The organism is Mycobacterium palustre, assembly GCF_002101785.1.
Lineage (GTDB): Bacteria > Actinomycetota > Actinomycetes > Mycobacteriales > Mycobacteriaceae > Mycobacterium > Mycobacterium palustre.
Genome location: NZ_LQPJ01000140.1, coordinates 44,277 through 57,047 on the forward strand (window position 1 = coordinate 44,277; position 12,771 = coordinate 57,047).

Annotated in this window: 9 protein-coding genes and 1 tRNA gene; 5 read left to right on the forward strand and 5 right to left on the reverse strand. The window is 70.5% G+C overall.

The genetic code is table 11. From position 1 onward, the window contains the following. Positions 1 to 104: 104 nt before the first annotated feature. The 4 genes from arsC to AWC19_RS25105 all read right to left on the reverse strand — a co-directional run bounded on the left by arsC (position 105) and on the right by AWC19_RS25105 (position 3,205). On the reverse strand, positions 105 to 449 hold the full coding sequence (gene arsC, locus AWC19_RS25090; RefSeq protein ID WP_085080798.1) for an arsenate reductase (glutaredoxin): 345 nt from the start codon (positions 447 to 449) through the stop codon (positions 105 to 107). Next, complete coding sequence (locus tag AWC19_RS25095) at positions 450 to 1,430, reverse strand: ribose-phosphate diphosphokinase (RefSeq protein ID WP_085080799.1); 981 nt, start codon at positions 1,428 to 1,430, stop codon at positions 450 to 452. Positions 1,431 to 1,530: 100 nt separating this feature from the next. Further along, positions 1,531 to 3,030: a bifunctional UDP-N-acetylglucosamine diphosphorylase/glucosamine-1-phosphate N-acetyltransferase GlmU gene (glmU, locus tag AWC19_RS25100; protein ID WP_085080800.1), complete on the reverse strand. Its 1,500-nt coding sequence runs from the start codon at positions 3,028 to 3,030 to the stop codon at positions 1,531 to 1,533. A gap of 103 nt (positions 3,031 to 3,133) precedes the next feature. Beyond that, positions 3,134 to 3,205: transfer RNA gene (locus AWC19_RS25105), tRNA-Gln, on the reverse strand. Positions 3,206 to 3,358: 153 nt separating this feature from the next. Here AWC19_RS25105 and AWC19_RS25110 point away from each other — a divergent pair. After that, positions 3,359 to 3,952 (forward strand): TetR/AcrR family transcriptional regulator, encoded by a 594-nt coding sequence (locus AWC19_RS25110; protein WP_142281410.1) that lies wholly within the window; start codon positions 3,359 to 3,361, stop codon positions 3,950 to 3,952. Between the two features lie 117 nt (positions 3,953 to 4,069). On the opposite strand, the gene lysA is transcribed toward AWC19_RS25110, so the two are convergent. Then, positions 4,070 to 5,410, reverse strand: a complete 1,341-nt coding sequence (gene lysA, locus AWC19_RS25115) for a diaminopimelate decarboxylase (RefSeq protein ID WP_085080802.1) — start codon at positions 5,408 to 5,410, stop codon at positions 4,070 to 4,072. 106 nt (positions 5,411 to 5,516) lie between these two features. Between lysA and mfd the strand changes: the two genes are divergently transcribed. From mfd to eno, 4 genes are all read left to right on the forward strand, one after another. Then, a complete protein-coding gene (gene mfd, locus AWC19_RS25120; RefSeq protein ID WP_085080803.1) occupies positions 5,517 to 9,176 on the forward strand; it encodes a transcription-repair coupling factor in 3,660 nt (1,219 codons plus the stop codon). 155 nt (positions 9,177 to 9,331) lie between these two features. Next, positions 9,332 to 10,381 (forward strand): nucleoside triphosphate pyrophosphohydrolase, encoded by a 1,050-nt coding sequence (locus tag AWC19_RS25125; protein WP_085080804.1) that lies wholly within the window; start codon positions 9,332 to 9,334, stop codon positions 10,379 to 10,381. 287 nt (positions 10,382 to 10,668) lie between these two features. After that, the gene (locus tag AWC19_RS25130) at positions 10,669 to 11,400 is read left to right on the forward strand and encodes a lytic transglycosylase domain-containing protein (protein ID WP_142281407.1); all 732 of its coding nucleotides are present in this window, start codon (positions 10,669 to 10,671) and stop codon (positions 11,398 to 11,400) included. An 81-nt stretch (positions 11,401 to 11,481) separates the two neighbouring features. After that, entirely contained in the window at positions 11,482 to 12,771 is a 1,290-nt protein-coding gene (eno, locus tag AWC19_RS25135) for a phosphopyruvate hydratase (protein ID WP_085080806.1), read from the forward strand.

The window sequence follows — 12,771 nt, forward strand, 5'->3', positions numbered from 1 at the left end:
CGCATCGTCGCCGGGCGGTGCCCCGATTGCCCGACTTTCCCCCGCAAGCGGGCGGTACCCCCACCTCGCGCCGTTCCGGCGCGCATCGTCGCCGGGCGGCCGTCTCACAGAATCTCGCGGACCGCGTCGATAGGCCGCGCCAGGCGAGTGCCCTTCGGGGTGACGACGAACGGTCGCTGGATGAGGATCGGGTGTTCGGCCATCGCGTCCAGCAGCTCGTCGTCGGTCGCGTCGTCGAGACCCAGTTCGGCGTACTGCGGTTCGCGCGTGCGCACCGCGGTGCGCACGTCGATACCGGCGTCGCGGATCATCGCGGCCAGCTCCGAGCGCGACGGCGGCGTCTTCAGGTACTGAACGATCGTCGGCTCAATGCCGTTGTCGCGCAGCAGATCCAGCGTCTTGCGGGAGGTGCTGCATTTGGGGTTGTGGTAGATGACGGTGTCGGCCATCTAGGCGTCCCCGTCGAAAAGCCCTGTGACTGAGCCGTTTTCGAACACGGCGCGAATGGTGCTGGCCAGCAGCGGCGCGATGGACAACACCGTGAGCTGGGGGAAGCGCTTTTCCTCGTCGATGGGCAGGGTGTTCGTCACGATCACCTCGCGGGCGCCGCAGGCCGCCAGCCGCTGGGCGGCCGGGTCGGACAGCACCCCGTGGGTCGCGGCGATCACCACGTCGCTGGCGCCGTCCTCGCGCAGCAGCTGCACCGCGCCGGCGATCGTGCCGCCGGTGTCGATCATGTCGTCGATCAGGACGCAGGTCCGCCCGGCGACCTCACCGACGACGCGGTTGGAGACCACCTGGTTGGGCACCCGCGGATCGCGGGTCTTGTGGATGAAGGCCAGCGGCACGCCGCCCAGCGCGTCGGCCCACTTCTCGGCGATGCGCACTCGGCCGGAATCGGGAGACACCACGACCATGTTGCCGTCGGGGTAGTTGTCCTTGATGTAGCCGGTCAGCAGGTTCTGGGCGCGCATGTGGTCGACGGGCCCGTCGAAGAAGCCCTGAATCTGGTCGGTGTGCAGGTCGACCGTCACGATCCGGTCGGCGCCCGCGGTCTTGAGCAGGTCGGCGACCAGCCGCGCCGAGATCGGTTCACGGCCGCGGTGCTTCTTGTCCTGCCGCGCGTAGGGATAGAACGGCATGACGGCGGTGATCCTCTTGGCGCTGCCGCGCTTGAGGGCGTCGATCATGATCAGCTGTTCCATCAGCCAGTTGTTCACCGGCGCGGGGTTCGATTGCAGGACGAACGCGTCGCACCCGCGCACCGACTCGTGGAAGCGCACGAATATCTCGCCGTTGGCGAATTCGCGCGCGGTCTGCGCGGTGACATGCACGTCGAGTTCTTTGGCCACCTGTTCGGCCAGCTCAGGGTGGGCGCGGCCGGAGAACAGCATCAGGTTTTTGCGATTATCGGTCCAGTCGTGGCTCACCGTGCTGCCCTCGCCGTATCGGGATCGAGATAGAAGATCGAACGCCCCATCGTACGTAGCGAATCGTACGGAAACGAGGCCGGGTTGCCGGGTAACGAATTCACGGTGTCGGTTCGGGGTCGGGTTCGACGTTGCCGCCCGCTGAGGCTTTCCCGTCCGCACGCGCCGTGGCCTCCTCCGCCGCGCGGGCCGCCGCGCTGCCCGGCCGCTTGCGCCGCACCCAGCCCTCGATGTTGCGTTGCGGCCCCGCCGACACCGCCAACGCACCTGGGGGAACGTCCTCGCGCACCACCGTGCCGGCGCCGGTGTAGGCGCCGTCGCCGACCGTCACGGGCGCGACGAACATGGTGTCCGATCCGGTGCGCACGTGCGAGCCGACCGTGGTGCGGCTCTTGGTCTCGCCGTCGTAGTTGACGAACACGCTCGACGCGCCGATGTTGCTGTGCTCGCCGATGTCGGCGTCGCCGACGTAGGTCAAATGCGGGACCTTGGTGCCGGCGCCGATGGTCGAGTTCTTGGTCTCGACGAACGCGCCCAGCTTGGCGTCGACGCCCAGCACGGTGCCGGGCCGCAGGTAGGTGAACGGGCCGACGGTGGCGCCGTCGCCGATCGACGACGACGAGCCGTGGGTGCGCACCACCGACGCGCCGTCTCCGACCGTGACGTCGGTCAGGGTGGTGTCGGGTCCTACGACGCAGCGAGCGCCGACGCGCGTGCCGCCGTGCAGCTGGGTTCCCGGATGGATGACGGTGTCGCGCCCGATGGTGACGTCGACGTCGATCCAGGTGGTCGCCGGGTCGACGATGGTCACCCCGGACAGTTGGTGGGCCGCGACGATCCGGCGGTTGAGTTCGGCCGCCAGCTCGGCGAGCTGGACGCGGTTGTTGACGCCGGCCACCAGCGCGCTGTCGTCGACGTGCTGGGTGTGCACGGTCTGGCCGTCGCCGCGGAGGATCGCCACCACGTCGGTCAGGTACAGCTCGTGCTGGGCGTTGTTGGCGCTCAGCCGGCTCAGCGCCGAGCGCAGCGCGGCGACGTCGAAGGCGTAGACCCCCGCGTTGACCTCGCGGATCTCGCGCTGGGAGGGCGTCGCGTCGGTGTGTTCGACGATCGCCGTGACCTCGTTGTCCTGGGTGCGCAGGATGCGGCCGTATCCCGTGGGGTCGGCGAGCGTCGTGGTCAGCACCGTGACCGCGGCCGAGACCGCGCCATGGGTCGCGATCAGGCCGGCCAGGGTGTCGGAGTCCAGCAGCGGCGTGTCGCCCGAGGTGACGACGACGATGCCCGCGTAGTCGTCGGGCAGGGCGGACAGGCCGCAGCCGACGGCGTGGCCGGTGCCCATCTGCCGGTCCTGCAGCGCCACGTCGATCCGCCGTCCCAGCGTGTCGGACAGCTCGGCGACGAGGGGGGCGATGCGCTCGTGGTCGTGGCCCAACACCACGACCAGATGCTGCGGCGCCACCTTGGCGATCGCGTGCAGCGAGTGCGACAGCATGCTGCGCCCGGCCAGGGCGTGCAGCACCTTCGGGGTGTCGGACCGCATCCGGGTGCCGGGCCCGGCCGCCAGGACCAGGACCGCGGTGTCACCGCGAGACGACATCAACTCTCCTTAACCCTCACCGCGAGCGTGCGTGTCGGTACGCCGACACGCCGTCAAGCGTGTCATTTTGGGCACGCTCGAGGCAAAGGGCGAGGCCTTCGGGCTCCGTCGCCAGGACTCGAACCTGAACTCTCAGAACCAAAATCTGATGTGCTGCCGATTACACCACGACGGATTGCGTGTCCACGGGGGTCCCCGCGCCAACAAGAGACTCTAGACGGTGCGCGGGCCGGTGGGGCGCCGCCGAACAGATACGCTGATTGACGTGGCCGTTCTGGACCGTGAGCCGGACAAGGCGGATAAGGAAGTGCGGGCGCCGCGCGCCCGCATGACGGGCAGCGAGCGCCGGCAGCAACTCATCGGTATCGCGCGGTCGCTGTTCGCCGAGCGCGGCTACGAGGGCACCTCGATCGAGGAGATCGCGCTGCGCGCCAACGTGTCCAAGCCGGTGGTCTACGAACATTTCGGGGGCAAGGAGGGCCTGTACGCCGTCGTCGTCGACCGCGAGATGTCGGCGCTGCTGGACGGCATCACGTCGTCGCTGACGAACAACCGTTCGCGCGTGCGGGTGGAGCGGGTCGCGCTGGCGCTGCTGACCTACGTCGAGGAACGCACCGACGGCTTCCGGATCATGATCCGCGACTCGCCGGCCGCCATCAGCTCGGGCACCTACTCCAGCCTGCTCAACGACGCCGTCAGCCAGGTCAGCTCCATCCTGGCCGGCGACTTCGCGCGCCGAGGTCTGGATCCGGACCTGGCGCCGCTGTACGCCCAGGCGCTGGTGGGTTCGGTGTCGATGACGGCGCAGTGGTGGCTCGACACGCGCGAGCCGAAGAAGGAAGTGGTCGCCGCGCACCTGGTCAACCTGATGTGGAACGGGCTGACCCATTTGGAGGCCGACCCCAAGCTGCAGGACGAGTAGTCCGGGTCGCCGCTTAACCCGCGGCGATCGCAAGCGCGGCGTAGCCGGGCGCAGCGGGTCGCCGCTTAACCCGCGGCGATCGCAAGCGTGGCGTAGCCGGGCGCAGCGGGTCGCCGCTTAACCGCAGTCGCGCAACAGCAGGTCGGCGGTCGTCTCGCGGCGGACCAGCGCGCGGGCCCGGCCGTCCCGCACCGCCACCAGGGGCGGCCGCCCGACCATGTTGTAGTTCGACGCCATGCTGTGGTGATAGGCGCCGGTGCAGGCCACGGCCAGCACGTCGCCGGGGCGCACGTCCGCCGGCAACTCGACGTCGCGGGCGATCTCGTCGCCCGCTTCGCAGTGCCGGCCGGCGACGGTGACGCGCTGCCGCGGTCCGACCGGGTGCCGGTTGGCCAGCGCGACGGTGTACTGCGCGCCGTACAGCGACACCCGCGGGTTGTCGCTCATCCCGCCGTCGACGGCCGCGAAGGTGCGGCCACCCGGCCGCATCTTCACCGAGCACACCCGATACAGCGTCACCCCGGCCCGGCCGCTGATGGCGCGCCCGGGTTCGACGACGATCCGGGGCCGCGGGAAGCGCTCGGCGGCGCAGGCCTCGTCGACCGCGCTCTCGACGACCCGGCGGAGCTCGTCGAGGTTCAGCTCGCCGTCGCCCGCGGCGTACGGGATGGCGTGGCCGCCGCCGATGTTGAGCTCGGTCAGGATGACGCCGTGCCGAACCCGGACGTCGGCCATGGCGGCGACCATCCGGCGGATCGCCTCGCCGTAAAGGGCGGCGTCGGTGACCTGCGAGCCGATATGGCAGTGCAGCCCGACCAGGTCGAGGATCGGATGCGCCAAAACCCGATTGACCGCGTCGGCGGCGTGGTCACCGTCGAGGGTGAAGCCGAACTTCTGGTCGCTCACGCCGGTCGTGACCGCGCGATGCCCGTGGATGTCGAGGTCGGGGGTGACCCGGAGGAGCACCGGTTGGCGCCGCGGCGCCAGCCCGGCGAGGTAGGCGATCTCGATGCAGGAATCGAGCACGATGCGCCCGGCACCCACGCGCACCGCGTCGCGCAGCTCGTCGGGCGACTTCGCGTTCCCGTGCACGACGAGGCGCGCCGGGTCCACGCCGCCGGCCAGCGCGACGGCCAGCTCACCGCCCGAGCAGACGTCCACGCCGAGGCCCTCCTCGCGCGCCCACCGCGCCACCGCCGTGGTCAGCAGCGATTTTCCGGCATAGATGACGTCGATACCGCGCAGAGCGCGGCGATACCGCCGGGCGCGGTGGCGGAAATCGGCCTCGTCGACCACGTAGGTCGGGGTACCGAACTCGTCGGCGATGTCGGCCAGCGGCACGCCGCCGACGCAGAGCCGGCCCTGTTCGTCGGACTGGGTTGTGACCGGCCAAATCCTGGAGTCGAAGCGCCGGGGTGCCGCCTGGCCGAGGGACGGCAACATGTCCAGCAATGTCATGAGTCCACCGTGCGCCCGCCCGGTCGCGAGTGCTGCTTTCCTTACGATCCCTTGACGGTGCCGGGCCCGATTTTGACGAATTGGGCGCACCTAGAATGGATTTATCATGACCGCACCGGGGCCTGTTCTCCCAGAAACCCCGATCGCGGGGATCGTGGACCTGGCGCTCAGCGCGCCGACCTTCCGACAGCTCGTCGACACCGCGGCCGCCCGACCGGGCGAACTGAACCTGGTCGGTCCGGCCAGCGCGCGGGTGTTCGTCGCCGGCGCGCTGGCGCGGCTGGGTCCGTTGCTCGTGGTCACCGCGACCGGGCGCGAAGCCGACGACCTGACCGCCGAGCTGCGCGGCGTCTTCGGCGACGCCGTGGCGGCCTTCCCGTCCTGGGAAACCCTTCCGCACGAACGGCTCTCACCCGGCGTCGACACCGTCGGGACCCGGTTGATGGTGCTGCGCCGGCTCGCCCACCCCGACGACGCACGGCTGGGCCCGCCGCTGCGCGTGGTGGTGACGTCGGTGCGCTCGCTGCTGCAGCCGATGACGCCGCAGCTGGGCCTGGTGGAACCGGTCACGTTGGCCGTCGGCCAGGAGATCGCGTTCGAGGACGTGATCGCCCGGCTCGTCGAGCTGGCCTACACCCGGGTGGACATGGTCGGCCGGCGCGGCGAGTTCGCCGTGCGCGGCGGGATCCTCGACGTCTTCCCCCCGACGGCCGAGCACCCGGTGCGCATCGAGTTCTGGGGCGACGAGGTCAGCGAGATGCGGATGTTCGCCGTCGCCGACCAGCGCTCCATCCCCGACATCGAGGTCGACACCCTGGTCGCGGTGCCCTGCCGCGAGCTGCTGCTCACCGACGACGTGCGCAAGCGGGCCGCGGACCTGGCGGCCCGGCACCCCGCCAAAGAGGGGGCCATCACCGGCAGCGTTTCGGACATGCTGGCCAAGCTGGCCGAGGGCATCCCGGTCGACGGCATGGAGGCGCTGCTGCCGGTCCTGCGGCCGGACGATCATGTGCTGCTGACCGATCAGCTGGCCGAGGGCACGCCGGTGCTCCTGTGTGACCCCGAGAAGGTGCGCAGCCGGGCGGCCGACCTGATCAAGACGGGCCGCGAATTCCTCGAGGCGTCGTGGTCGGTCGCGGCGCTGGGCACGGACGCGCCCATCGACGTCGGGCAGCTGGGTGGCTCTGGCTTCGCCGAGCTCGACGAGGTCCGCGCGGCGGCGGCCCGGTCGGACCATCCCTGGTGGACCCTCAGCCAGCTCTCCGACGAGTCGGCGGTGGAGCTCGACGTGCGGGCGGCGCCGTCGGCGCGCGGGCACCAGCACGACATCGACGGCATCTTCGCCATGCTGCGCGCGCACGTGTCCACCGGCGGCTACGCCGCGGTGGTGGCCCCCGGCGCCGGCACCGCGCACCGCGTGGTGGAGCGGCTCGGCGAGTCCGACACCCCGGCCGCGATGCTGGAACCCGGCGCGGCGCCCAAGCCAGGCGTGGTGGGCGTGCTCAAGGGCCCGCTGCACGACGGGGTGGTCATACCGGGCGCCAACCTCGTCGTCATCACCGAGACCGACCTGACCGGCAACCGGGCGACGGCCGTCGAGGGCAAGCGGCTGGCGGCCAAGCGGCGCAACACCGTCGACCCGCTGGCGCTGACGGCCGGCGACCTGGTGGTGCACGACCAGCACGGCATCGGGCGGTTCGTGGAGATGACCGAACGCACCGTGGGCGGGGCGCGGCGCGAGTACCTGGTGCTCGAGTACGCCTCGAGCAAGCGGGGCGGCGGCTCGGACAAGCTGTATGTCCCGATGGATTCCCTGGACCAGCTGTCGCGGTATGTCGGCGGGCAGGCTCCGGCGCTGTCCAAGCTGGGCGGCAGCGACTGGGCCAACACCAAGACCAAGGCGCGGCGCGCGGTGCGCGAGATCGCCGGCGAGCTGGTGGCCCTGTACGCCAAGCGGCACGCCAGCCCCGGGCACGCGTTCGCGCCCGACACGCCGTGGCAGGCCGAGATGGAGGACGCGTTCGGGTTCACCGAGACCGTCGACCAGCTGACCGCGATCACCGAGGTCAAGGCCGACATGGAAAAGCCGATCCCGATGGACCGGGTGATCTGCGGCGACGTCGGCTACGGCAAGACCGAGATCGCGGTGCGGGCGGCGTTCAAGGCGGTCCAGGACGGCAAGCAGGTCGCGGTGCTGGTGCCCACCACGCTGCTGGCCGACCAGCACCTGCAGACTTTCAGCGAACGGATGGCCGACTTCCCGGTGACCGTCAAGGGGCTGTCCCGGTTCACCGACCCCGCCGAGTCGCGCGCCGTGATCGAGGGTCTGGCCGACGGGACCGTCGACATCGTGATCGGCACCCACCGGCTGTTGCAGACCGGCGTGCGGTGGAAGGACCTGGGCCTGGTCGTCGTGGACGAGGAGCAGCGGTTCGGCGTCGAGCACAAGGAGCACATCAAGTCGCTGCGCACCCACGTCGACGTGCTCACCATGAGCGCCACGCCGATCCCGCGCACCCTGGAGATGAGCCTGGCCGGGATCCGCGAGATGTCGACGATCCTGACCCCGCCCGAGGAGCGTTACCCGGTGCTGACCTACGTCGGCCCGCACGACGACAAGCAGGTCGCCGCCGCGTTGCGGCGTGAGCTGCTGCGCGACGGGCAGGCGTTCTACGTGCACAATCGGGTGAGCTCGATAGACCGGGCCGCCGCGCGGGTTCGCGACCTGGTGCCCGAGGCGCGGGTCGTGGTCGCGCACGGGCAGATGCCCGAGGACCGCCTCGAACGCACGGTGCAGGGCTTCTGGAACCGCGAATACGACATTTTGGTGTGCACCACGATCGTGGAGACCGGCCTGGACATCTCCAACGCCAACACGCTGATCGTCGAGCGCGCCGACACGTTCGGGCTCGCCCAGCTGCACCAGCTGCGCGGCCGCGTCGGGCGCAGCCGCGAGCGCGGCTACGCCTACTTCCTGTATCCGCCGCACGTGCCGCTCACCGAGACGGCCTACGACCGGCTGGCCACCATCGCGCAGAACAACGAGCTGGGTGCCGGGATGGCGGTCGCGCTGAAGGACCTCGAGATCCGCGGCGCCGGCAACGTGCTGGGCGTCGAGCAGTCCGGGCACGTCGCCGGGGTCGGGTTCGACCTGTACGTGCGGCTGGTGGGGGAGGCCGTGGAGGCCTACCGGGCGGCCGCCGACGGCAAAACGGTCACCAGCCCAAAAGAGCCCAAGGATGTGCGGATCGACCTGCCGGTGGACGCGCACCTGCCGCCGGACTACATCGCGAGCGACCGGCTTCGCCTCGAGGCCTACCGTCGGCTGGCCGCGGCGTCCTCCGACGCCGAGATCGACGCCGTCACAGAAGAGCTCGTCGACCGCTACGGCGCCCTGCCCGAACCCGCCCTGCGGCTGGTCGCGGTGGCGCGGCTGCGGCTGCTGTGCCGCGCGGCGGGCATCACCGAGGTGTCGGCCCCGTCCGCGGCGACGGTGCGGTTGTCGCCGGTGACCTTGCCGGATTCGGCCCAGGTCCGGTTGAAGCGGATGTATCCCGCCGCGAGCTACCGCGCCACGACGTCCGCGGTGCAGGTGCCCATCCCGCGCGCCGGCGGCGTGGGCGCGCCGCGGCTGCGCGACGTCGAGTTGGTGCAGATGGTGGCCAACCTGGTGACGGCGCTGCAGGGCAAGCCGCAGCAAGATGTTGGTATAACCACTGCACCACCCCCAACGATGTCCGAGTCCGAGGAGGAGCGGCGCCGATGATCCGCGCCGGCGACGATGCAGCGCTAAGCGATGAGGAGGAGCGGCGCCGATGATCCGCGCCGGCGACGATGCAGCGCTATGCGATGAGGAGGAGCGGCGCCGATGATCCGCGCCGGCGACGATGCAGCGCTAAGCGATGAGGAGGAGCGGCGCCGATGATCGTCGTCTTGTTCGACCCTCGCCGCCCGTCGCTGGTGCCCGTCGAGGCCATCGAGCACCTCGCCGGCGAGGTGCAGTACACCGAGGAGATGCCGGTCGCGGTGCCGTGGTCGTTGCCCTCCGCGCGGCCGGTGCATTCCGGCGAGGACGCGCCGGTGCTGCTGTCGTCGGATCCCGACCACCCCGCCGTCACCGCGCGGTTGGCGGCCGGGGCCCGGCTGATCTCGGCGCCGGAGACACCGCGCGGCGAACGCCTGGTCGACGCGGTCGCGCTGATGGACAAGCTGCGCACCGCCGGACCGTGGGAGAGCGAGCAAACCCACGACTCGTTGCGCCGGTTCCTGCTTGAAGAAACCTATGAGCTGCTCGACGCGGTCCGCCGCGGCAACGCCGACCAGGTGCGCGAGGAACTCGGCGACGTGCTGTTGCAGGTCCTCTTTCACGCCCGCATCGCCGAGGAGGCCCCCCAGTCCCCCTTTAACATCGACGACGTCGCCGTCACGCTGATTCGCAAGCTCGGCAATCGAGTGCCCGGAGTGCTTGCGGGACAAACGATTTCGCTCGAAGAGCAGCTGGCGCAGTGGGAGGAGCGCAAGGCGGCCGAAAAGCCGCGCAATTCGGTGATGGACGACGTCCACACCGGCCAGCCGGCATTGGCCTTGGCGCAGAAGGTGATTCAGCGCGCGCAAAGGGCCGGCGTGCCAGCGGATCTGATCCCCGGCGAGATCACCTCGGTTTCCGTCTCGGCCGACGTGGACGCGGAAAGCGCGCTGCGTACCGCCGTTTTGGAGTTCGTCGACACCGTCCGCGGTGTGGAGCGCGCGGTTGCGGCCACGCGCCGCGGGGACAGCGTTCCGGAGGAATTCGACGTGGCGCCGCTCGGGGAGGTCACCGAGGCGGAGTGGCGCGCGCACTGGCCATCCGAGCAACCGGTGCCGGAAGGCCGAGCCCCCGCCGCCGAGGAACCGGCGGCCGACGACGAAGGGCCCGAGGAGCCGGCCGAACCCGCCGACGGCGGCTCCAAGCGGCGCGAGGGCCGCACATAGCCCGGCGCGGCGGGCCGCCGGGGCGTCGCCGATGCAGCCATCGCCCCGTTGTTTGCCGCTTGCGCCGGGTGGGCCCGCGTAATGTGGCGGTGATTTGCGAATCCGCGTGGACGGCATCGCTTCCACTTTGCTAGCCAAAATTGGCGGCAGCGAACCGATGATTAGCTGAAAACGGCGACGAATCGGCGGGCTTGGGCGCCAAATCGACGGGGTAGTTACGAAACGCGTGGGACGATGGTCGTGCTGAGGTTGTGCAGGGAAGTTTAGGGGAGCTTGTAGGAAGCATGGTGACGCCGAGACGTTGGTTGCGTGCTGCCGCGGTGATCGGGGCGACCGCCATGCTCCTGGCCTCCAGTTGCACCTGGCAGCTCAGCCTGTTCATCCCCGAGGGCGTCCCGCCGCCGGCCGGGGACCCGGTGCCGCCGGTGGACACCCACCTCAGCGGCCGCCCGGCGGATCAATTGCGGCAGTGGGCCGAGCAACGCTCCGCGGCGCTGGAGATTCCCGTCATCGCGCTCGAGGCGTACGCGTACGCCGCCCGGGTCGCCGAGGTGGAAAACCCGAAGTGCCGCATCGCCTGGACCACGCTGGCCGGCATCGGACAGGTCGAGAGTCACCACGGCACGTACCGGGGCGCGACGCTGTCGCCGAACGGAGATGTGAGCCCGCCGATTCGGGGCGTCCGGCTGGACGGCAGCGGCGGCACGCTGCGCATCGTCGACGCCGAGGAGGGCGCCGAAAGCGACGCCGCCGGCGTGGTGCGGGCGATGGGGCCGATGCAGTTCATCCCGGAGACCTGGCGGTTGTACGGAGTCGACGCCCACAACGACGGCGTCGTCAGCCCGGACAACATCGACGATGCGGCGCTGGCGGCGGCGGGCTATCTGTGTTGGCGCGGAAAGGATCTGGGGACGCCGCGGGGGTGGATCACCGCGCTGCGGGCCTACAACAACTCCGGCATCTATTTGCGGGCGGTGCGGGACTGGGCGACCGCCTACGCGGCGGGTCACCCGCTGTAGCAGGATGTAGCAGGCTTTACGCTAAGGGCGGCCCCGCGGCCCGCACCAGCTGACTAGGCAAACTTACCCAAGGAGAACCCAGTGCCGATTATCGAGCAGGTCGGGGCCCGTGAGATCCTCGACTCCCGCGGCAACCCGACGGTCGAGGTCGAGATAGCCCTGGCGGACGGGACCTTCGCCCGTGCGGCGGTGCCCTCCGGCGCCTCGACCGGTGAGCACGAGGCCGTCGAGTTGCGTGACGGCGGTGAGCGTTACGGCGGCAAGGGCGTGCGCAAGGCAGTGGAAGCCGTGCTCGACGAGATCGGTCCCGCCGTGATCGGGCTCGGCGCCGACGACCAGCGGCTGGTGGACCAGGCGCTGGTGGACCTCGACGGCACCCCGGACAAGTCGCGGCTGGGTGGCAACGCCATCCTGGGTGTCTCGCTGGCGGTGGCCAAGGCGGCCGCCGATTCGGCCGGGCTGCCGCTGTTCCGCTACGTCGGCGGGCCCAACGCGCACATCCTGCCGGTGCCGATGATGAACATCCTCAACGGTGGGGCGCACGCCGACACCGCCGTCGATATCCAGGAATTCATGGTCGCCCCGATCGGCGCGCCCAGCTTCGCCGAGGCGCTGCGCTGGGGCGCCGAGGTGTACCACTCGCTGAAGTCGGTGCTGAAGGCGGAGGGGTTATCCACCGGCCTGGGCGACGAGGGCGGTTTCGCCCCCGACGTGGCCGGTACCACCGCGGCCCTGGACCTGATCGGCCGGGCCATCGAGTCGGCGGGATTCAAGCTCGGCGCCGATGTCGCGCTGGCCCTGGACGCGGCCGCCACCGAGTTCTACACCGACGGCACCGGCTACGCCTTCGAGGGCACCACCCGCACCGCCGAACAGATGGCCGAGTTCTACGCGGGCCTGCTCGGCTCGTATCCGTTGGTGTCGATCGAAGACCCGCTGTCCGAGGACGATTGGGAGGGTTGGGCGGCCCTGACCGCGGCGATCGGCGACCGGGTGCAGATCGTCGGCGACGACATCTTCGTCACCAACCCCGAGCGGCTCGAGGAGGGCATCGAAAAGGGCGTGGGAAACGCGTTGCTGGTCAAGGTGAATCAGATCGGCACCCTGACCGAGACGCTCGACGCCGTCGCCCTGGCCCACCACAGCGGGTACCGCACGATGATGAGCCATCGCAGCGGCGAGACGGAGGACACCACGATCGCCGACCTGGCGGTGGCCGCCGGCTGCGGTCAGATCAAGACCGGCGCCCCGGCGCGCAGCGAGCGCGTCGCCAAGTACAACCAGCTGTTGCGGATCGAGGAGGCGCTCGGCGACGCCGCCCGCTACGCCGGCGATCTGGCCTTCCCCCGATACGTGCCGGAGACCAAATAG

Bases quoted from the DNA above. Each gene is read 5' to 3' on its own strand.
- arsC (WP_085080798.1), bottom strand. From the start codon at position 449: ATGGCCGACACCGTCATCTACCACAACCCCAAATGCAGCACCTCCCGC.
- glmU (WP_085080800.1), bottom strand. From the start codon at position 3,030: ATGTCGTCTCGCGGTGACACCGCGGTCCTGGTCCTGGCGGCCGGGCCC.
- AWC19_RS25110 (WP_142281410.1), top strand. From the start codon at position 3,359: ATGACGGGCAGCGAGCGCCGGCAGCAACTCATCGGTATCGCGCGGTCG.
- lysA (WP_085080802.1), bottom strand. From the start codon at position 5,410: ATGACATTGCTGGACATGTTGCCGTCCCTCGGCCAGGCGGCACCCCGG.
- mfd (WP_085080803.1), top strand. From the start codon at position 5,517: ATGACCGCACCGGGGCCTGTTCTCCCAGAAACCCCGATCGCGGGGATC.
- AWC19_RS25125 (WP_085080804.1), top strand. From the start codon at position 9,332: ATGATCGTCGTCTTGTTCGACCCTCGCCGCCCGTCGCTGGTGCCCGTC.